At 60.8% G+C, this 20,021-nt stretch carries 22 protein-coding genes; 6 read left to right on the plus strand and 16 right to left on the minus strand.

All coding sequences use genetic code 11. From position 1 onward, the window contains the following. Positions 1-3: 3 nt before the first annotated feature. The 3 genes from rpsI to NANH_RS0106880 form a co-directional block, all read right to left on the minus strand. Complete coding sequence (gene rpsI, locus NANH_RS25690) at positions 4-507, minus strand: 30S ribosomal protein S9 (protein WP_036049530.1); 504 nt, start codon at positions 505-507, stop codon at positions 4-6. Between the two features lie 6 nt (positions 508-513). Beyond that, on the minus strand, positions 514-972 hold the full coding sequence (rplM, locus tag NANH_RS0106875; protein WP_027261357.1) for a 50S ribosomal protein L13: 459 nt from the start codon (positions 970-972) through the stop codon (positions 514-516). 232 nt (positions 973-1,204) lie between these two features. Beyond that, positions 1,205-1,636, minus strand: a complete 432-nt coding sequence (locus NANH_RS0106880) for a PaaI family thioesterase (RefSeq protein ID WP_027261358.1) — start codon at positions 1,634-1,636, stop codon at positions 1,205-1,207. A gap of 56 nt (positions 1,637-1,692) precedes the next feature. On the opposite strand from NANH_RS0106880, the gene NANH_RS0106885 reads away from it, so the two are divergent. The 4 genes from NANH_RS0106885 to gluQRS all read left to right on the plus strand — a co-directional run bounded on the left by NANH_RS0106885 (position 1,693) and on the right by gluQRS (position 5,440). Next, complete coding sequence (locus NANH_RS0106885) at positions 1,693-2,478, plus strand: enoyl-CoA hydratase (RefSeq protein WP_027261359.1); 786 nt, start codon at positions 1,693-1,695, stop codon at positions 2,476-2,478. Positions 2,479-2,605: 127 nt separating this feature from the next. Beyond that, a complete protein-coding gene (trmFO, locus tag NANH_RS0106890; RefSeq protein WP_027261360.1) occupies positions 2,606-3,961 on the plus strand; it encodes a methylenetetrahydrofolate--tRNA-(uracil(54)-C(5))-methyltransferase (FADH(2)-oxidizing) TrmFO in 1,356 nt (451 codons plus the stop codon). Positions 3,962-3,983: 22 nt separating this feature from the next. Then, positions 3,984-4,598 (plus strand): class I SAM-dependent DNA methyltransferase, encoded by a 615-nt coding sequence (locus tag NANH_RS0106895; protein ID WP_027261361.1) that lies wholly within the window; start codon positions 3,984-3,986, stop codon positions 4,596-4,598. Continuing rightward, complete coding sequence (gluQRS, locus tag NANH_RS0106900) at positions 4,595-5,440, plus strand: tRNA glutamyl-Q(34) synthetase GluQRS (protein ID WP_027261362.1); 846 nt, start codon at positions 4,595-4,597, stop codon at positions 5,438-5,440. The genes NANH_RS0106895 and gluQRS overlap by 4 nt, the downstream gene beginning before the upstream one ends. Positions 5,441-5,497: 57 nt before the next feature. Here the strand turns inward: gluQRS and hisI are convergent, their stop codons facing one another. Continuing rightward, on the minus strand, positions 5,498-5,857 hold the full coding sequence (gene hisI, locus NANH_RS0106905) for a phosphoribosyl-AMP cyclohydrolase (protein ID WP_027261363.1): 360 nt from the start codon (positions 5,855-5,857) through the stop codon (positions 5,498-5,500). Between the two features lie 67 nt (positions 5,858-5,924). Between hisI and NANH_RS0106910 the strand changes: the two genes are divergently transcribed. After that, positions 5,925-6,377 (plus strand): iron-sulfur cluster assembly scaffold protein, encoded by a 453-nt coding sequence (locus tag NANH_RS0106910; RefSeq protein WP_027261364.1) that lies wholly within the window; start codon positions 5,925-5,927, stop codon positions 6,375-6,377. Between the two features lie 188 nt (positions 6,378-6,565). Here the strand turns inward: NANH_RS0106910 and NANH_RS29555 are convergent, their stop codons facing one another. The 5 genes from NANH_RS29555 to sciP form a co-directional block, all read right to left on the minus strand. Next, positions 6,566-6,688 (minus strand): hypothetical protein, encoded by a 123-nt coding sequence (locus NANH_RS29555; RefSeq protein ID WP_281171009.1) that lies wholly within the window; start codon positions 6,686-6,688, stop codon positions 6,566-6,568. 111 nt (positions 6,689-6,799) lie between these two features. Continuing rightward, positions 6,800-8,890 (minus strand): ATP-dependent DNA helicase RecG, encoded by a 2,091-nt coding sequence (gene recG / locus NANH_RS0106920; protein ID WP_027261365.1) that lies wholly within the window; start codon positions 8,888-8,890, stop codon positions 6,800-6,802. Further along, entirely contained in the window at positions 8,887-10,980 is a 2,094-nt protein-coding gene (gene ligA / locus NANH_RS0106925; protein WP_175543430.1) for an NAD-dependent DNA ligase LigA, read from the minus strand. The genes recG and ligA overlap by 4 nt, the downstream gene beginning before the upstream one ends. Positions 10,981-11,133: 153 nt before the next feature. Further along, positions 11,134-11,850: a response regulator transcription factor CtrA gene (gene ctrA, locus NANH_RS0106930; RefSeq protein WP_027261367.1), complete on the minus strand. Its 717-nt coding sequence runs from the start codon at positions 11,848-11,850 to the stop codon at positions 11,134-11,136. A gap of 98 nt (positions 11,851-11,948) precedes the next feature. Further along, positions 11,949-12,227 (minus strand): CtrA inhibitor SciP, encoded by a 279-nt coding sequence (gene sciP / locus NANH_RS0106935; RefSeq protein ID WP_027261368.1) that lies wholly within the window; start codon positions 12,225-12,227, stop codon positions 11,949-11,951. Between the two features lie 132 nt (positions 12,228-12,359). Between sciP and mnmA the strand changes: the two genes are divergently transcribed. After that, positions 12,360-13,505: a tRNA 2-thiouridine(34) synthase MnmA gene (gene mnmA / locus NANH_RS0106940; protein ID WP_027261369.1), complete on the plus strand. Its 1,146-nt coding sequence runs from the start codon at positions 12,360-12,362 to the stop codon at positions 13,503-13,505. 1 nt (position 13,506) lies between these two features. On the opposite strand, the gene lpxB is transcribed toward mnmA, so the two are convergent. From lpxB to NANH_RS29560, 7 genes are all read right to left on the minus strand, one after another. Continuing rightward, entirely contained in the window at positions 13,507-14,658 is a 1,152-nt protein-coding gene (lpxB, locus tag NANH_RS0106945) for a lipid-A-disaccharide synthase (protein ID WP_027261370.1), read from the minus strand. Beyond that, entirely contained in the window at positions 14,658-15,452 is a 795-nt protein-coding gene (locus tag NANH_RS0106950) for an LpxI family protein (protein ID WP_027261371.1), read from the minus strand. The genes lpxB and NANH_RS0106950 overlap by 1 nt, the downstream gene beginning before the upstream one ends. 3 nt (positions 15,453-15,455) lie before the next feature. Then, positions 15,456-16,241 (minus strand): acyl-ACP--UDP-N-acetylglucosamine O-acyltransferase, encoded by a 786-nt coding sequence (gene lpxA / locus NANH_RS0106955; RefSeq protein ID WP_027261372.1) that lies wholly within the window; start codon positions 16,239-16,241, stop codon positions 15,456-15,458. 3 nt (positions 16,242-16,244) lie between these two features. Beyond that, the gene (gene fabZ / locus NANH_RS0106960; RefSeq protein WP_027261373.1) at positions 16,245-16,709 is read right to left on the minus strand and encodes a 3-hydroxyacyl-ACP dehydratase FabZ; all 465 of its coding nucleotides are present in this window, start codon (positions 16,707-16,709) and stop codon (positions 16,245-16,247) included. 85 nt (positions 16,710-16,794) lie between these two features. After that, on the minus strand, positions 16,795-17,304 hold the full coding sequence (locus tag NANH_RS25695; protein WP_245601417.1) for an OmpH family outer membrane protein: 510 nt from the start codon (positions 17,302-17,304) through the stop codon (positions 16,795-16,797). A 72-nt stretch (positions 17,305-17,376) separates the two neighbouring features. Next, positions 17,377-19,764 (minus strand): outer membrane protein assembly factor BamA, encoded by a 2,388-nt coding sequence (gene bamA / locus NANH_RS0106970; RefSeq protein WP_027261374.1) that lies wholly within the window; start codon positions 19,762-19,764, stop codon positions 17,377-17,379. 128 nt (positions 19,765-19,892) lie between these two features. Next, positions 19,893-20,018: a hypothetical protein gene (locus tag NANH_RS29560; RefSeq protein ID WP_281171010.1), complete on the minus strand. Its 126-nt coding sequence runs from the start codon at positions 20,016-20,018 to the stop codon at positions 19,893-19,895. Between the last annotated feature and the right edge of the window lie 3 nt (positions 20,019-20,021).

Here is a 20,021-nt window from a genome sequence, read left to right on the forward strand (position 1 = left end):
AGCTTAACGCTTGGAGAACTGGAAGCTCTTACGGGCTTTAGCCTTGCCGTATTTCTTACGCTCGACAACGCGGCTGTCGCGGGTCAGGAAGCCGGCGGCTTTCAGAGCGCCACGCAGGGACGGATCATACAGCTGCAGCGCCTTTGAAATTCCGTGCTTGACCGCACCGGCCTGACCGGACAGACCGCCGCCCTTGACCGTGGCCATCACGTCGAATTCACCTTCGACACCGGCCACGGAAAACGGCTGCCGCAGGATCATCTGCAGAACGGGACGCGCGAAATACTTGGTATAGTCGATGTATTCGCCCTTGTTATCGCGAATCAGGAACTTGCCGGATCCCGGCTTGATCCAAACGCGGGCAATCGCGTCCTTACGCTTGCCAGTGGCATAGGACCGGCCCAGCTCGTCGCGTACGGGTTCGCGAGGGGTCAGTTCGACCTCGGTGGCCGCAGTGATGCCAGCCACCTGGTTCAGGTCTTCGAGTGTGTTGATTTCTTCAGACATGACTCATCAGCTCCGGGTGTTTTTCTTGTTCATGGATTTGACATCCAGAACTTCGGGGCTTTGCGCCTCGTGAGGGTGATCGGTGCCCGCATAGACGCGCAGGTTGGTCATTACCTGACGGCTCAGGCGGTTGCCGGGCAGCATGCGCTTGACCGCCTGCACGACGACACGTTCGGGGTGTGCGCCCTCAAGGATCTGCTGTTTGGTGCGGCTCTTGATCCCGCCGGGGTGGCCGGTGTGCCAATAGAAGTGCTCTTCGCGCTTCTTGCCGGTCATCTGCACCTTTTCGGCGTTGATGATGATGACATTGTCGCCCATGTCCATATGCGGGGTGAACGACGCTTTGTGCTTGCCGCGCAGGCGCGTGGCAACGATCGAGGCAAGACGGCCCAGAACAACGCCCTCGGCGTCGATCAGGATCCATTTCTTGTCGATATCTGCTGGTGTGGCAGAAAAGGTTTTCATGGCAGGGGTTTCCTGTTTGACGTGAAAGGCGACCGCCGTGCGCAGCCGCCCGAATTCGATAGACGGGATCTAAGGCTATCGGCAGTGCGGGTCAAGATGCGTTTTTCAGGATTTTCCGTTCAAAAACAAAAGATTAAAATTAAGGTATTATAATACCCCAATAATTCGGCGGTAAATCCCCGTCTCAGTGCCGACCGGCCACGCAACGAAGGGAGGGCCGCGCGGCGATACCTTATGCCCGGCCGGGGTTCGGCGGAATCGAATAGGTCATACTGGCACGGGCGACGGGTTTGTCGGACCCCTCGGAATAGATCAGCACGTCCGTTACGGTCAGGGCGCGGCCCAGTTTCAACAACCGCCCCTTGGCGATCAGATCGACTCCGCCCTCGGGTTTCCGCATGAAATCCATCGAACAACTGGTCGTTACAGCCAAGGCCTCGCGACCGACGGGGGCCATGGTTGCGACATAGGCGGTCACATCCGCCAGCGCGAACATCGAAGGGCCCGACACCGTACCGCCCGGTCGCAGGTGACGCTCGGCGGTCAATAGCCGCATGGTCACGGTTTCGCCGTCCATGTGGTCGATGGCAAAATCGTCTTTGACCTGCGGAAACACCTCTTGCAGGAAATCCATCATCTCCTGTGCAGTCAATTTGGCGTCCATACTATCCTCCGCTCCGGTTCGGCGGTAACGTTGCCCCAAAGTAAGATGAGGGCAAGATGACAATTCTGGAACGTAACGACACAGGTGCCATAGCACATCTGCGGCTGAACTCTCCCGAGCGATTGAACGCGCTGTCCGACGAGATGCTGGCCGCGCTGCAGGAGCAATTCGACAACCTCAGGGAGGATTCGCAGATCCGGGCCGTGATCCTGTCGGGGGCGGGCAAGGCCTTCTGTGCCGGACATGACCTGAAACAGATGACCGCCGGCCGGCAGTCCGAGGACGGCGGCAAAGCCTATTTTGCCGACCTGTTCAACCGCTGCGCGGCGGTGATGCTGTCAGTCCGGTCCCTGCCCCAACCGGTGATCGCCCAGGTTCATGGCATTGCCACCGCAGCGGGATGTCAGTTGGTGGCCACCTGCGATCTGGCCATCGCCGCAGAGGATACTAAATTCGGCGTCAATGGCGTCAACATCGGCCTGTTCTGCTCGACCCCGATGGTGGCCCTGTCGCGCAACATCGCGCGCAAGAAGGCGTTCGAAATGCTGACCACCGGCACTTTTATCGACGCCACCGCGGCCGAGGCTCTGGGCCTGATCAATCGCGCGGTTCCCGCATCGGAACTCGGGACAGCCACCACCGAACTGGCCGAGACCCTGGCAGCGAAACTCGGTGCGGCGGTCAAAATCGGAAAGCAGGCGTTCTATCAGCAATTGGAAATGCCGCTCGAGCAGGCCTATGCCTATACCGGCGACGTTATGGTGCAAAACATGATGTACCGCGATACCCAAGAGGGCATCGCCGCCTTCATCGAGAAACGCGCGCCCGACTGGTCGCAATAGATCGTAGCGCGGACAAATCCGGCGCGATGGGGGCCAAATCGTCCGTCCGGCAGCAGTGACCCGGAATGTCCGTAAAGACCCCATCCAAACATTGCGTCGCAGGCGGCTGTGCCCTACATCGCCTGATATGAGCGACATCTTACATATCGTCGGCGGCGGCATGGCCGGTTCCGAAGCGGCCTGGCAGGCGGCACATATGGGCATCGACGTGGTGATTCACGAGATGCGCCCCAAGGTTGAAACCTTTGCCCACAAGACCGGAAATCTGGGCGAGATGGTCTGTTCCAACTCGTTTCGATCGGACGATTCCGAGCAGAACGCCGTTGGCCTGCTGCATTGGGAAATGCGCGCCGCGAACGGACTGATCATGTCCTGTGCCGACCAAAATCGCCTGCCTGCCGGCGGGGCCTTGGCGGTGGATCGCGACCCGTTTGCCGAAACCGTAACCGCACGGCTGATGGCCCACCCGCGCATTTCCGTATCCTACGAAGAAATCTCCACCCTGCCCGACGACGGCAACTGGATTTTTGCCACCGGCCCGCTGACCTCGGCCGGGCTGGGCACGGCGATTGCCGCCGAAACCGGGGCCGAAGCGCTGGCGTTTTTCGACGCCATCGCCCCTATCGTCTATTTCGACAGCATCGACATGAGCCGGGCCTGGATGCAATCGCGTTATGACAAGGGCGAAACCGAAGCCGAGCGCACTGCCTATCTGAACTGCCCGATGGACCGCGACCAATACGAGGCCTTTATCGACGCGCTGCTTGCGGCGGATAAAACCGAATTCCACGAAGGCGAAACCGCCACCTACTTCGATGGCTGCCTGCCGATCGAGGTGATGGCCGAACGGGGGCGCGAAACCCTGCGCCACGGGCCAATGAAACCTGTCGGTCTGACCAACCCGCACCAGCCCGACGTCAAGGCCCATGCCGTGGTACAGCTGCGCCGCGACAATGCCCTGGGCACGCTGTACAATATCGTCGGTTTTCAGACCAAGATGAAATATGGGGCCCAGACCGAGGTGCTGCGGATGATACCGGGGCTGGAAAACGCCAGTTTCGCCCGCCTGGGCGGCATCCACCGCAATACGTTCCTGAATTCTCCCACCCTGCTGGACGGGCAGATGCGGCTGAAATCGCGGCCCAATGTCCGCTTTGCCGGTCAGATTACCGGCGTCGAAGGGTATGTGGAAAGCGCAGCGATGGGATTACTCGCCGGGCGCATGGCCGCGGGCGAAATTTTGGGCCATCCAGTTGCGACCCCGCCGGGCACCACCGCGTCCGGAGCCCTGATCACCCACATCTCGGGCGGGGCCGAGGCCAAGACATTTCAGCCGATGAATGTGAATTTCGGCCTGTTCCCTCCGGTTCAGGGCCTCAAGGGCGGGCGTCGCGGACGCAAAGACCGCTATCAAGCCTATACAGACCGCGCCAAGGCGGATTGGCTGGGCTGGCTGGAGCAGACGGCACTGGACGTGGCCTGATTTGGCATCCTAGTCTGACGGTATGAGTGATGGATTCCTGAACAGGGCCTACGGGGTCCGCGACGCGGCCAGCACCCGCCAGTTGTATGACGACTGGGCCGCCAGCTATGACGCCGAAATCGCCACCAATGGCTATGCAACGCCGGGCCGCTGCGCCGGGGCGCTGGCGAATCAGATATCGGACAACACGCGGCCGATCCTGGACTTTGGGTGTGGCACCGGGCTGTCCGGGCAGGCGCTGCGGATTGCCGGATTCACCACCGTGGACGGGGTCGATCTGTCCGCCGAGATGCTGGAAAAGGCCCATGCAAAGGGGCTGTATCGTACCTTGACCCGGATCGACGCCGATGCGGCGCTGAGCCACGCGCCGGGCACCTATGCCGCCATCGCCGCCATCGGCGTGATCGGTGCCGGTGCCGCACCGATTTCGGTGTTCGACACCCTCATGAAGGGACTCGCCTGCGGTGGACGGTTCGTGTTTTCGTTCAACGATCACGCACTGGCGGATCCGGTCAACGAGGCCAAGATGCACAGCTGGCTGGACAGTGGTCACGCGCGGTTGCTGTTCAAGGAATATGGCGAGCACCTGCCGGGGATCGATCTGAACGCCAATGTCTACGTTGTTGAGAAAACGTGATATTCACTACCAGATTTGCCCCGTCTCCGACCGGCCCGCTGCATCTGGGTCATGCCTATTCGGCACTGTTGGCGTATGACATGGCACGCGCCGCGCAGGGGCGGTTCCTGTTGCGCATCGAAGATACCGACACGGCCCGGGCGCGTGCGCATTGGGAGACGCAGATCTATGATGACCTTGCGTGGTTGGGACTGGCTTGGGAAACGCCCGTTTTGCGCCAATCAGAGCATCTGGAACGGTACAACGCAGAGCTGATGACACTGGCTGCCCGGGGTCTAATCTATCCCTGCTCTTGTCGTCGCAGCGATATCCGCGCGGCCCTCTCGGCCCCGCAAGAGGGCGTCGCCCGCGCGCCAGTCTATCCCGGCACCTGCCGGGGGCGAGACATGAGCAGCCGCAAACCCGGCGATGCTCTGCGCCTTGACATGGCGCGGGCGTTGGATGCTGTCGCGGATCGGCTCCCGCTGACCTTTGTCGACACCGGCTCCGTTCAACCGGGCGAACATACGATCACAGCACAACAGCTTGTGACCCACACCGGAGATCCAGTGCTGGGGCGCAAGGAAATCGAAACGGTATCCTATGTCATGGCCGCCGTGATCGACGATGCACGTCAGGACATCACCACCGTGATCCGCGGGGCCGATCTGTTTGACACCACGCCACTACAGGTTCTGCTCCAGGTTCTGCTGAAACTCCCCACACCGGCCTACCATCATCACCGGTTGATCCGCGATGAGCATGGCAAACGGCTGGCCAAGCGTGACGACGCCCGCGCTATCGCAACCTACCGTGAGCAGGGCGCCACCCGGGCTGACATCCGCAAGTGGGTCGGGCTCTGATCCACCGCTTCCTTTTGCGGAACATACTCTCGCCGAAGGCATGGCCCAAAGGGCCTTTTACCCCATCGGCGCCATCAACTCGACCTCGTTCCCCTCCCGCACCGCGGTATAAAAACAACTGCGCCGATTGGTGTGGCAGGCCGGGCCGGTCTGCCGGATAGTCAGCAGCAGGCAATCGCGGTCGCAATCAAGTCGAAAGTCGACCAGTTCCTGAATATGCCCCGAGGTTTCGCCCTTGACCCAGAATGTCTGGCGCGAGCGCGACCAATAGGTAACCCGCCCGGTCTTGAGCGTGCGTCGGACCGCTTCGGCATTCATCCAGGCCATCATCAGAACCGTGCCGCTTTCGGCATCCTGCGCGATGGCCGGGATCAGCCCCGCCTCGTTATAGACCAAGGTATCGGGTTCAAAGGACATGGCGGAAAACCTTTTGCATCATCGCGTTGCCGCCTTATGTATGGGGAACACCGCAAGAGGAAAAGCCATGTCCGGCGAAACCGATCTGATCAAGCTGTACTCCTCCCGCATTCTGGCGCTGGCTGCGGATATTCCGCATCTCGACCGGCTGGACGACCCCGATGCTACGGTCAAGAAACGCTCGCCCCTGTGCGGCTCGACCGTGTCCGTCGACGTCAAGGTCGACGATGGCCGAATCACCGATTTCGGTCAGGACGTTAAGGCCTGCGCCCTTGGTCAGGCCGCGGCCTCGGTTGTGGGCGGCGCAATCATCGGAACCACGCGGAACCAGGTGGAAACCGCGCGCGATCAGCTAACGGCCATGCTCAAGGCGGATGGGCCTGCGCCGGATGCTCCATTTGACGGGCTTGAGGTTCTGATGCCCGCGCGCGACTACAAGAACCGCCATGCCTCGATCCTGCTGGCGCTGGACGCCACAGCCGAAGCGATGGAAAAGGCGGAACAGGCCAACTGCGCCTAAAAAAACCGCCGCGCATCCCGGGTGGATGGCGGCGGCAGTAAAGCTCTCTCATGTGGGGTCCGGAGCGCCTGAAAAAACCAAGAGGCATGGCTTTCTGGAGAAGGGACAGACAGGTCACCCTTGCATCGAATTGGGACGAGATGCATAGGCGCCCGGCATGAGATCGCCGGCAGAAACGGTCAAACGGGTCAGAAGATCCCAGGCAGATGCAACCCAACCAGCAACATCACAATCAATGCCGACGCCCCGGCCGCGTCTTGCAGCAGTGTATCCTGAGAACGGTGAAGAGTGGTTTTGATCTGGCTGAACATGTGTCTGCTCCCGGTCAACGTTAAGTCTTTGTTGACCCTTTGTTCTCATTTTGCCGCCGCGATGTAAAGAACTTTTTAAGAACATTTGCGAACCTTATAGAACAAAGATCCCTAACCGACTGAAATCAATCGGATCGCCCGATCCTGCCGCATCAGCCACAACAGAACACGTGCAGCCCGTCCACGATCGCTGTTCAGATCCGGATCGGCGGCCAGCAAGGCCCGTGCATCCGACTGTGCCACGGCCATCAGCGCGGCCTGTCGTTCCAGGTCGGCGATTCGAAACCGGGGCAGGCCGGATTGCGCAGTGCCGATCACATCCCCCGCCCCCCGCATCGACAGGTCGGTTTCCGCAATCACAAAGCCATCTTCAGTTTCGCGCAGCACTTCCAGCCGCCGCCGCCCGCCTTCGGACAGAGGCGGTTGATACATCAGAAGACAGGTCGAGTCCGCTTCGCCCCGCCCGACCCGGCCACGCAGCTGGTGCAGCTGTGCCAGGCCAAAGATTTCAGCCCGCTCAATCACCATGATCGTCGCATTGGTGACATTTACGCCGACCTCGATCACCGTTGTCGCCACCAGCACCTTGGTCTGCCCGGCCTGAAACGCCGCCATCGCGGCATCCTTATCCGCCGGAAGCATCTGGCCGTGCACCAGCCCCACGACGCCCTCACCTAGAATCGCGCGCAGATGTTTGAACCGGTCCTCAGCCGCCGTCAGATCAACCAATTCCGATTCTTCGACCAGCGGGCAGACCCAATAGCATTGCCGACCCTCGTCGATCGCCCGCCGCAGATGGCCAACAACCTCGTCCATCCGCTGGGTGCTGACCACAGCCGTCTTGATCGGTTTGCGGCCCGGCGGCTTTTCGTCCAGCACCGACACATCCATGTCGCCATATTGCGCAAGCGCCAGGCTGCGCGGGATCGGCGTGGCCGTCATCACCAGCACATCCGCGCCCTGCCCCTTGTGCGCCAACTCCATTCGCTGGCGCACCCCGAACCGGTGCTGTTCATCGACAATGGCAAGCCGCAAGTCGCGAAACGCCACATCAGGCTGAAATACGGCATGGGTTCCGACCAGGATCTGGATCCGGCCCTCGGCCAGGGCTGCCAGCTTTGCCTGCCGATCGCTGCCCTTGTCGCGCCCGGTAAGGATTTCCAGAACCACGCCAGCGTCTTCGGCCAGAGGTCGCAACCCGTCCAGGTGCTGCCGCGCCAGAATTTCAGTCGGCGCCATCATCACCCCCTGCCCGTCGGCCTCGACTGCGACCAGCAGCGCCAGAAAAGCAACCAGGGTTTTCCCCGCCCCCACATCGCCCTGCAACAGTCGGTTCATCCGCTCGGGCGCGGCCATGTCGGCAGCGATCTCCTCAATCGCGCGCGACTGTGCACCCGTTGGCGTATAGGGAAGTTTTTTCAATACCTTACGTTGCAGATCTCCGGTGCCGATACTGGCAATTCCGCGCGCCTTGCGTTCCCGGCGCCGGGCCAGCGCAAGGGTCAGTTGATGGGCCATCAATTCGTCATAGGCCAAGCGCGCGCGCGCCAGGGCGGACGGGCTGATGTCGTCCATCCCGGTTGGTGCATGGGCGCTGCGCACGGCGTCGGACCAGGTCGGCCAGCTTTCCTTGTTCCGCTGTTTCGGATCAATCCACTCTGCCAGATCCGGCAATCGCGCCAGTGCAGCTTGCACCGCTTTGTACATGGTTTTTTGGGTTACACCCTGGGTCAGATGATAAACCGGCTCGAATTCCGGGATCTCGGCGGCCTGTTCTGGCGGCAACATATGGTCCGGGTGCACCATCTGGGCCATACCGTCGAACAGTTCCAGTTTACCCGAAACAACCCGTTTTGCGCCCTGCGGCAAAATCCGGTTCAGATATTCGGATCGGGCATGAAAGAACACCAACTGAAAATCCGTCTGGGCATCTTCGACCAGAATGCGATAGGCCCCCCCGCGTGTGCGCGGCGGATTGTGTGCGCCTACGGTCACCTCAACCGTCAGGGTCTTTGGCAAATCGACCCCACGTATCGTGTCACGCCGCCGCCGGTCGATCACCGCGTAGGGCAACGAAAACAACAGGTCGCGCGGCGTTTCGACATCGACCTGCGCCATCAGCTTGGCTGTCTTGGGGCCCACGCCGTCCAGCGTCTCAAGCTCCGCGAACAGCGGAAACAACTGTTCCGGACGACCTGTCATGCTGCGCCGATCAGGGCCAGCCAGCCGTCTTCGTCCAGCGTTTCGATACCCAGCTCTGCCGCCTTCTTGGCCTTGGATCCGGCCCCCGGCCCCGCCACCAGCAGGTCGGTCTTGGCGCTAACCGACCCGGCGACCTTGGCCCCCATCGCCTCGGCCCGGGCCTTAGCTTCGGCGCGGGTCATCTTTTCGAGCGTGCCGGTGAAAACCACCGTCTTGCCCGCAACCGGGCTGCCCGATGTATCGGGGCGCTGCGCCTGCTGCACCGAAAGATGCGCCACCAGCCGGTCGATCGAGGCGCGCTCGTTTTCCTGCGCAAAGACGGTGACCAGGGACTTCGCCATAACGGATCCGACCCCGTCGATCGACAAAAGATCCGCGTATTCCGCACTCTCTGTTTCCGTCGCCGCAGTCATTGCCAATTCAAACGCCTGCCATGTGCCGTAATGAAGCGCCAAAAGGTTCGACGCCGCCACACCGACATGGCGCAACCCCAGGGCAAAGATCAGCCGACCCAGCGGGATAGACCGCTTTTCATCGATGGCCGCAAACAGGTTATCAGCCGATTTTTCGCCCCAACCTTCACGGTTCTTCAATTGCTGCATGCCGTCTCCATAGCGGTCCCGCAGAGTGAAAATGTCGGCAGGTTCGCGAATCCAGCCATCCTGATAAAACTGTTCGACCTGTTTGGCACCCAATCCTTCGATGTCGAAAGCCCCACGCGAAACGAAATGCTTCAGTTTTTCAACCGCCTGGGCCGGACAGATCACCCCACCCGTACAGCGGCGAATAGCATCCCCCTCCTCGCGGATCGCATCGCTGCCGCATTCCGGGCATTTTGTCGGGAATTCATACGGGCGCGCATTGGCTGGGCGCCTGGACAGGTCCACATCCGCAACCTTGGGAATCACATCCCCCGCGCGGTAAACCTGTACCCAGTCGCCGACACGGATATCCTTGCCATCTCTGATCTCGCCGCCCTTGGCGTCGCGTCCGGCGACATAGTCCTCGTTGTGCAGGGTGGCATTGGACACCACAACCCCACCCACCGTCACCGGCGTCAAACGCGCCACCGGGCTGAGCGCACCGGTGCGTCCGACCTGAATGTCGATGGCTTCCAGCCGCGTCCAGGCCAGCTCGGCCGGAAATTTGTGCGCGATGGCCCAGCGTGGTGTGGTCGAGCGGAACCCCAGACGGGCCTGCAAAGCCAGATCATCCACCTTATAGACCACCCCGTCGATGTCATACCCCAGCGTGGCGCGCTGTTCCTCGATCCGCCGATAGTGCTCCAGCATCTGTTCCGGGCCATCGCAACGCACGGTCAACGGGTTTATCGCAAAGCCCAATGCGCCAAGCCGTTCAATCGCACCCATTTGCGTTTCTGCCAGCGGTGTCGAGGTCTCTCCCCAGGCATAGGCAAAGAAGCGCAGCGGCCGCGACCGGGTGATTTCCGCGTCGAGCTGGCGCAGCGATCCGGCGGCTGCATTGCGCGGGTTGGCGAACCGCTTGCCGCCGTTTTGCTCTTGCCGCTGGTTCAACGCGGCAAAATCCGGATGCGACATATACACTTCGCCGCGCACTTCCAGCACATCGGGTGCGCCTTTCAAGCGGGTGGGTATGTCGGCGATGGTTTTGGCATTTGCGGTGACGTTTTCGCCCACGACCCCATCCCCGCGGGTGGCGGCCTGGATCAGGACACCGGAGTCATAGCGTAAAGACAGGGACAAGCCATCGATTTTGGGTTCTGCAGTATAGGCCATCGGCGCAGCCCCAGGCAGCCCCAGGTATTTGCGGATGCCGGCATCAAACCCTGCCACATCCGCGTCTTCGAACGCATTCCCCAGCGACAGCATGCGCATCGCATGCGTGACCTTGGCGAATCCCTCACCGGGTTGTGCGCCGATTTGTTCGGTTGGACTGTCCGCGCGTTTCAGTTCGGGGAAGCGCGCCTCGATTTCGGCATTGCGTCTTTTGAGCGCATCAAACTCGGCATCGGACATCCGAGGCGAATCTGCCAGATAATAGGCATCGTTCGCCGTCTTCAACAACTCGGCCAACCCGGCCAGTTCGATCTCTGCCTGCTCGGGAGTCATGTTTGAAATGTCGATCTTGTCCGTCACAGCTGCGCCCTATCACCGGTTTTCAAACCAGTGATAGGGCGCAGCCGGGGTCAGGTCCAGATATCAGACGTTGTGAGTGGTGGCTTGTGTTTCGAACCCTACCCAATCCATGCGAAATGGCTGGTGTCAGGCACCCACGGCCATGCGCGGGCCGTCCATCTGATCGCCCTGCGGGTCGCGCAAAACATAGCCACGGCCCCATACCGTTTCGATGTAATTGTCGCCGCCCGTCGCCGTGCTGAGCTTTTTGCGCAGTTTGCAGATGAACACGTCGATGATCTTGAGTTCCGGCTCGTCCATGCCGCCATACAGATGATTCAGAAACATTTCCTTGGTCAGGGTGGTGCCCTTGCGCAAACTTAGCAGTTCCAGCATCTGGTATTCCTTGCCGGTCAGATGCACCGGCTGTTCATCGACGCTGACAGTCTTGGCGTCGAGATTCACTGCGATCTTCCCGGTATGGATGATCGACTGCGAATGGCCTTTCGAGCGGCGGATAATAGCATGGATTCGTGCCACCAGTTCCTCGCGGTGGAACGGTTTGGTAAGGTAATCGTCGGCCCCGAATCCAAACCCCTTGATCTTGTTCTCTGTATCGTCGGCACCAGACAGGATCAGAATGGGCGTCTCAACCCGCGACAAACGCAATTGGCGCAGCACTTCGTGCCCATTCATATCAGGCAGGTTGAGGTCCAGCAGGATCAGATCGTAATCATAGAGCTTTGCCAGATCGATGCCTTCCTCACCCAAGTCCGTGGCATAGACGTTCAGATTGGCATGGGTCAGCATCAATTCAATGCTTTTTGAGGTGGTTGGATCATCTTCGACCAGCAAAACGCGCATTACAAGTTCTCCGCCTTAATCGTTGTCCCGTATTGCATTAACCTAAAACAATAAAAGTTAACTGCACGTTACCGTGGCATCGATTATGCAATTTCAACTTATAGTTGTCTATACTTTTTGAGCGCTGTTGCCTTCAAGGCGTCTTCTCCATGATCGGCCACAGCGGCGACCCAACCGGAAAACTCCTCTTCGCTCAGACCGTATTTCTGTAGTGCTTCGGATTGTGTGATCAGCCCGTAAAGCACGCCGCGCACCACAGCCGCCTTGCGCGACGCCACCCAACGCCGCGTCGCCGCCTGGGGCAGATCCGCACGCGTCATGACCGTTCCATCAGGCAAGTTCACCGCCCTAGGCCCATCCACCTTCTTTAGAAACATTCGCCTTTCCCCTTGCATTGCTCTGGCGACTTTGGCCCAGCAGGTTTAACGAGCCATGAAACCGGGCCTTGAGAGTCTGTAGGATTTTCCTATATTCTGCGAGGCTTTCAAAACCGCACAGGAGACGCCGCAATGGCGCTGGACACAGATGCACCGCTGAACTCACTTGGCTTTGCCAAAACGCCAGCCGAAACACGGGTGGTCGTGGCCATGTCCGGTGGCGTGGACAGTTCGGTCGTGGCCGCGCACCTGGCGGAACAGGGCTATGACGTGGTGGGGGTAACGCTGCAGCTTTACGACCACGGCGCGGCCTTGGCCAAGAAGGGTGCGTGCTGTGCGGGCACCGACATTCATGACGCCCGCCGTGTTGCCGAGGAACGCGGCTTTCCGCATTATGTTCTGGATTACGAGAACATCTTCAAGGACGCTGTAATCGACGAATTTGCCGACAGCTATCTGGCGGGCGCAACCCCGGTGCCGTGCATCCGCTGCAACGAGCGGGTCAAATTCAAGGATCTTCTGGAAACGGCCAAGGATCTCGAAGCCGACTGCATGGCGACGGGCCACTATATCCAGCGCAAGCTGGGCGTCAACGGACCCGAACTGCACAGCGCCGAAGATGCCAACCGCGACCAGTCCTATTTCCTGTTCTCCACTACCCCCGAACAACTGGACTTTTTGCGCTTTCCGCTGGGACACCTGCCGTCCAAGGACGACACCCGTGCCCTGGCGGCGCAATATGGGTTAAGCGTGGCGGACAAGCCCGACAGTCAGGACATCTGTTTCGTGCCCAACGGCAACTATGCCGCCGTGATCGAAAAACTGCGTCCGGACGCCGCCGATCCTGGCCGGATCGTGCATGCGGATGGACGGGTTCTGGGCCAGCATCAGGGCATCATCCACTATACCATCGGGCAGCGCCGCGGCCTGGGGATCGGTGGGCTGGACGAACCGCTTTACGTGGTGCGGCTGGAAGTCGAAAAGAAACAGGTCGTGGTCGGCCCCAAGGAAATGCTGGCGACCCGAACCATTCCGGTGCGCGAGATCAACTGGCTGGGCGATGCACCGCTGACCAGTCGGTCTGAATGGCACATTTCGGTCAAGGTCCGCTCGACCCGCCCCCCGCGCGAAGCGATCCTGCGCCCGATTTCGGACACCGCGGCCGAGATCGAGTTGCTGAGCGCCGAAGAAGGCGTGTCGCCTGGGCAGGCCTGTGTGTTCTATGAAACCGAAGGCAGCCGCATCTTTGGCGGCGGCTGGATCTGGCGCGGCTACTGACCTACATCCGCGCCAGAACTGCGCGGGCCGCGCGCAAACCCGGTGCCTCGCCGCCCTGCCCCAGACGCTGCATGGTCACACGCATGGCATCGGTCTGGGCCGACGGGTCCAGCAGAACCCGATCCAACGCCGCCGCGATCCGGTCCGAGCGGCATTCAGGCCCCAAACATTCCGGTACCACGCGGGTGTCGCTGACCAGGTTGACCAAAGTCACCGTATCCACCAGCGCCATGCGGCTGATGATCTGCCAGCTCAGCCAGTTGAACGTATAGGCAACCACCATTGGGGTTTGCGCCGCCGCCAGTTCCAGCGACACGGTTCCCGACGCCGCCAGCGCCACTTCTGCACCGCGAAAGGCCGCACGCTTGTGGGCCTGGGCCACCCCGGGCGTATGGTCGCGCGGATCTATCACCACCGTGTTGGCCGGCCAGTCGGCCATCCGGGCGCGGACCAGATCGGCCACCGGGGCGGCGGCGGGCACAACGATGCGCAGATCGGGATGCGACTGAGCAAGCCGCGCCAGTGCCTGCCCGAACACCGGTGACAGACGCGATACCTCGCCCTGACGCGACCCCGGCAGAACCAGTGCAAACCGCGTATCCCGCAGATCAAAGGCGTCCCGAAATGAGGCGATCTCGGTCTCGGTCGCAACCGGTTCCGCCACCACGGGATGACCGACAAAGTCACAGTCCATCCCGGCGGCCTGCATCAGCGGCGGCTCAAACGGAAACAGGGCCAGCACATGGTCGATCATCCTGGCCATCTTGGCCGCGCGACCGGGCCGCCAGGCCCAGACCGTCGGTGCCACGTAATGCACCGTGCGCACCGAACAGGCCGCCTTGACCTGCTTGGCCACACGCAGGCAAAAATCCGGGCTGTCGATGGTGATCAACACATCCGGTTCCGTTTCGATCACCGCCCTGGCGCATTCTGCAATACGGCGTTTCAGCCGGGTGTATTTCGGCAGAACCTCTGCAATGCCCATAACGCTGAGCTCATCCATCGGGAACCGGCTGACCAGCCCCTGCGCCTGCATCTGTGCCCCGCCGACACCGTCGAAATCCACACCTGGGTGCAGCTGTTTCAACCCGTCCATCAGAGCACCGCCCAGCCTGTCACCGGACGGTTCCCCCGCAATCAGAAACACCCGCATCAGCCGTCCCGGTCCCGTACCCAAAGAAATAGCCCCGCCCGATCACAGGCAGCAAGCACACCGGGTCGGTCCAAAACGATCACACCGCCACTTTGGATCACGACGCCGTCCAGCCCGGCCGCCGCCGCCGCCTGTATGGTATCGGGACCGATGGTCGGCAGATCGACCCGCAGATCCTGAGAGATTTTGGGGGCCTTGAACAGGAGGCCACCCCGCCCATCAGGGCGATCCGCAAGCGAGGCCAACATCCAGTCGGTGCCATACACGCCTTCGATTGCCAGCGCCTGCCCTTTGTGCACAACACAGCACTGGCCGACATCCACCGTCGATAATGCGCCGACAATGGCTTCGGCCCGCGCGGCATCCGCGGCAACCGCATCGGCGGGCTGTCGCCGCGTTTCACAGCCGGAGACCGCCAGCAGCCCGGGCGCGACCTGATGCGCCGAGCGCACGGCAAACCCCGCGGTTTCAAAGATCGCGATCACGCCCCGCAGCGCCCCGTCATCGCCGCTCAGGATGGCCTGTTGCAGAATCGGGACCAGCGGCAAGGTGGCCGCGTCGATCCGGGCCGGGTCGATATCCGGACGACGAATGGCTCCGGCCAGGCAGATGTCGGTAACCCCGCGCGCCTTCAATTCGGACAGAAGCGTGCCCAGATGTTCCAGACGAAAACTCCGGTCGACCGCGATACCATCCGGTTCGAACCCGTCAAGTGCGCAAACCAGAGGCGGTGCATCCAATTGGCGCGCCAACTCGGCGGGCAATCCGCCTGCCCCAGCGATCAAAGCCAACATCCTCTAGCGCCCCGGCACCAGGAACGAACGATCGGTATCGCCAAGGACAAAGTCCACCAGTTCACGCACGTAATCGCTTGCCGTTTCGTCACCCAGACGCTGCACCCGATCCTGGAATGTGCCCTCGCCCTGTGCCAGCATCTGGAATGCCGCCCGCAGCGCGGTGATGTCGCTGCGCGGCACGCCCTGACGCTTGAGGCCAACCAGGTTCAACCCGTGCAATTCACCGCGTGGCGCCTGCACCAGCCCATAGGGGATCACGTCATTGGTCACCATGGTCACCGCGCCAACGATGGCTCCGCGGCCGATACGCACCCATTGATGAATTCCCGACAGGCCGCCGATGATCACATCGTCTTCCAGCACGCAATGCCCCGCCACAGCAGCCGAATTCACCACGATCACCCGGTCGCCAATTTGCGCATCGTGGGCGATATGGCACCCGGCCATGAACAGCCCGTCGTCGCCGACACGCGTCACGCCGCCGCCCCCCTTGGTCCCGGCATTCATCGTCACGCTTTCGCGGATCCGATTGCGGGCACCGATTTCCAACCGGCTGTCTTCGCCCTCGAATTTCAGATCCTGCGGTATCTCACCGATCACCGAGAACGGAAAGATCACCGTGTCCGCACCGATGGTTGTGTTGCCGCTCACAACCACATGGCTTTTCAATTCGACCCGGTCAGCCAGAACGACATCGGGTCCGACCACACAGAACGGCCCGATGGCAACGTCCACGCCAATCTGAGCCGCAGCATCGATCACTGCGCTGGGATGAATCCTGGACATGGCTCAGTCTTTCTGAATGTCGATCAGCGCCGAAAACTCGGCTTCGGCCGCTATTTCATCTCCAACCATGGCCCGGCCGTTGAATTTGAAAACCTTGCCGCCGGGTTTGCCGCGCAGGGTGGTCACGTGCATCTCCATCACGTCTCCCGGAATCACCTTGCGGCGGAACTTGCACTTGTCGATCGCCATGAAATAAATCAGCAGCTCGGTATCGACCATGTCCATCCCCACCCCCAGCATGACCCCGGAGGTCTGCGCCATCGCCTCGATAATGGTCACACCCGGCATGATCGGCGTGCCCGGAAAATGACCCTGGAAATGCGGCTCGTTCATGGTCACGTTCTTGATCCCGCGTGCCGAGCTAAAGCCGTCGATATCAAGCACCTTGTCCACCAGCAGGAAGGGATAGCGATGCGGCAGAATGCGCTGGATCATGTGAATGTCGGCGCTTTTAAGCGTATCGGTCATTGGCTTTTTCCTGTCTTGGGGGCCGGCCTGGGCAGGCCTGCAGCCTCTTCTGAGTAGCAATCGGGATCGGGTTGAGCAAGCGGTGCTAGTCCGCTGAGGGCACCGTCCCGTCGCCCAAGGTCGCATCCAGACGGCTGATCGCGATATCGGTCATATCGATGGCACTGGCGCTCAGGAACACGCTTGAGCGTTCCAGCACCACACCAGCCCCGGATTCGCGCATCAGCTCGGTCAGGATCGGGCGAGCAGCCTGCAAAAACCGTACCCGTTCTTCTTCGCTGCGCTGCACCAGCGCGCGCGCCTTGGCATCCTGTGTGCGCCGGATGTCCTGCACCTTGGTGTCAAACGCATCGGCCAGAGTACGAAACGCTTCGGGTTCCATAGCCGGTCGCCGCCGGGTCAGATCCTGCTCCTCGACGGTCAGCCTTTCTTCGATCCGCCTGTTTTCGCTGGCCAGCACGTCACTTTGCGCCTCGATTTCACGTGCGACGCGTTTGCCAAAAGCTGAATCGGCATACATACGTTCGGACGAAATGGTCAGAATAGCGCTGCTTGGGATGCCCAATTCCTGGGCAGCCCCCACCACGGGCATCATGCACACCATCGCGGCCCAGCACAGCGCCGCAACAACCGGGCTCAGGCCTGCAACCCGGAAAACCACCTCTGATCAGAACCTAGCCTGAATCGTCAGGTCAAAGGTCTGCTCTTTGTCAAAGGTTTCCTTTTTCAGAGCCTTGGAGAAATTGAACCGAAGGGGTCCGAACCCCGTGGTCCAGAGCACCGAGAACCCGATGACATGCCGCCAGGATCCATCGGCACCACAGGGGCCGACCTGTCCCTCGCACATCGCGCCGGTCGTATCGACCTTGTTCAGGCCCCAGAGATTGCCGACATCATAGAACACGCCGCCTCGCAGACCGATCTCTTCCGGCAGACCCAGCGGGAAATCGGCTTCAAGGCGCGCCACCGCATAATAGTTGCCGCCGATTGCGTCGTCGAACCCGTTGGACTGATCCCGCGGCCCGACACCCGCAGGTTCGAACCCGCGCAGAATTTCCGGGGTCAGTATATAGCGGTCGACCGACCGGCTGGGGGTCGTATTGCGCCAGCTCAAAGCGCCCGCTTCCAAGGACGCCCGCAACACCACTTCCTCGTTCAGGATCCGTTTCTGGGCAATAACCTTGGCGCTCGATTTGACGTATTTGTTGTCTCCGCCCAACCCGGCAAAATCGGCACCGACCTGGAACAACACACCGGCATTCGGGTTCAGCCCCGTCACCCGGCTGTCAAAGGTATAGGTCAGACCGATCAAACTGCTGGTGCGCGCGCCCTGATCGATTTCATTGGTGATCACCGCGCCGCTGTAATCGGATGCAGGCTCGCCACGCGCCAGCATCTCGCTGTCGTCATACCCATACCGGACCCGGAACGATCCGTTTTCGCTGATCGGAAAGGTCAGCGATGGGCTAAAGAACGACCTGTCGATATCATATGTCGCAAAGCTGGACGACCGCCCCGATACGCCCAGGTTCAAATCGAACCGCAGATCTCGACCCAGAAGATAGGGTTCGGTAAAGCCCAATGTGTACTCGTCGTATTCCTGCGCCGTCGAGATATTGAACGACACGCGCTGTCCGCGACCCAGAAAGTTGTTTTCAGTCAGGCCGATGGCGATGCCAAAGCCGTCGGTCACAGAATAGGCGCCGCCCAAATTCAGCGAGCCGGTGGGCTGTTCGGCCACGTCCACGTCCACGATCACCTGGTCTGGCGAGCTGCCTTCGCGGGTCTCGACCTCGGCGGTGGAAAAGAACCCCAGCGCGCGGATGCGCTCGGCACTGGCACGGATCTCACGCGGGTTGAACGGGTCGCCCTCGACGATGCGGAACTGTTGACGCACGATCCGGTCCAGAGTCGTGGTGTTGCCTTCGACATCGATCCGTTCGACAAAGATGCGCGGCCCCTTTACCAGCGCGAATTCGACATCCAGCGTCTGCTCGCGGTCGTTGCGAGTGATGCGCGGCTCGACGCGCAAAAAGTCGATGCCTTCCTTGACGCCCAGCCGCTCCATGCGGGCGATCGAGTTCTCGATCAGACTGGGCGAATAGACCACCCCCGGACGGACCTTAAGCACATTCTGAAACAGGACCGGATCGGCCTGGGCCATTTCACTGACGGTCGAGATCTTGCCAAAGCGGAACTGCCGTCCCTCTTCGATTTTCATCACCAGATAAAAGGCGTCGCGCTGGTTGGTCAGTTCGACATTCGTACCCAGGATGCGGAAATCGACATAACCGCGCGACAGGTAGAAATCACGCAGGATCTGCTTGTCGAACTCGACACGATCCTCGATCAGTGTATCCGAGCGGATGAACGTACGCAGAATTCCGGCTTGCTTGGTTTGCAGCACCCGGCGCAGGCGACGGTCGGAAAAAGCGCGATTGCCGACAAAGCTGATCCGTTCGACCTCGATCGTGTCGCCTTCGGAAATCTCGAACACCAGATCGACCCGGTTTTCATTCAGCCGGATAATGCGCGGAGTGACTGTTGCCGCGATACGGCCCTGTTGGGAATAGGCCTCGGCAAGGACGGCGGCATCGGCTTCGGCCGTTGCCGGGTTGAACACCAGGCGTGATTTGGACTGGATCAACTGGCTCAGATCCTCGTCCTTGATCCGCCGGTTGCCCTCGACGCTGACGCGGTTGATCGTCGGCCGCTCTGCGACGCTGATCAACAGGGTGCTACCGCGCGGCTCAAGATCGACTGTCTCAAAAACACCACTGTCAATGATGCGTTGATAGGCTTCGTTCAACTCACCTGCCGTGACCGACTTTCCCGGGGCGATTCCCGTATAGGCCACGATGGTCGAGGTTTCGATGCGTTTGTTGCCTTCGACCTTTACCGAATTGAAGGTATAGGACTGTGCCGCCGCCCGGGTCGGCTGGATCACCGAAACCGTTGCAAAGACAAGAAAAAGCAGCGTGAGCGCCCGATACAATATATGGGTGCTATGACGCTGTTCGTCGCGAGATGTGCCCCCGGCAAAGCCCAAGATCATGTTATTCTACCCGATTGCCTGCGTGTTTGGATTTTGATTATCGGGTATGGCCGATGATGTCAAAAGCACAAACGGCGCGGCAGGATCGGAGGTGGGCCGTGCGGATTGTCAAAGCTCCGGAAAGCGACTCAGATACTGGCCAGAAATGCACCGGCCAAAAGCGCCGCGGCCAGCGTCACAACGAACAGAATCCGGTCCGAGTTGAGTTCCAGTACCAGGCTGAAACCGCGATATGATCGTTGCAACGTATGCATGTC

It is taken from the genome of Sedimentitalea nanhaiensis DSM 24252 (assembly GCF_000473225.1).
GTDB classification, from domain to species: domain Bacteria; phylum Pseudomonadota; class Alphaproteobacteria; order Rhodobacterales; family Rhodobacteraceae; genus Sedimentitalea; species Sedimentitalea nanhaiensis.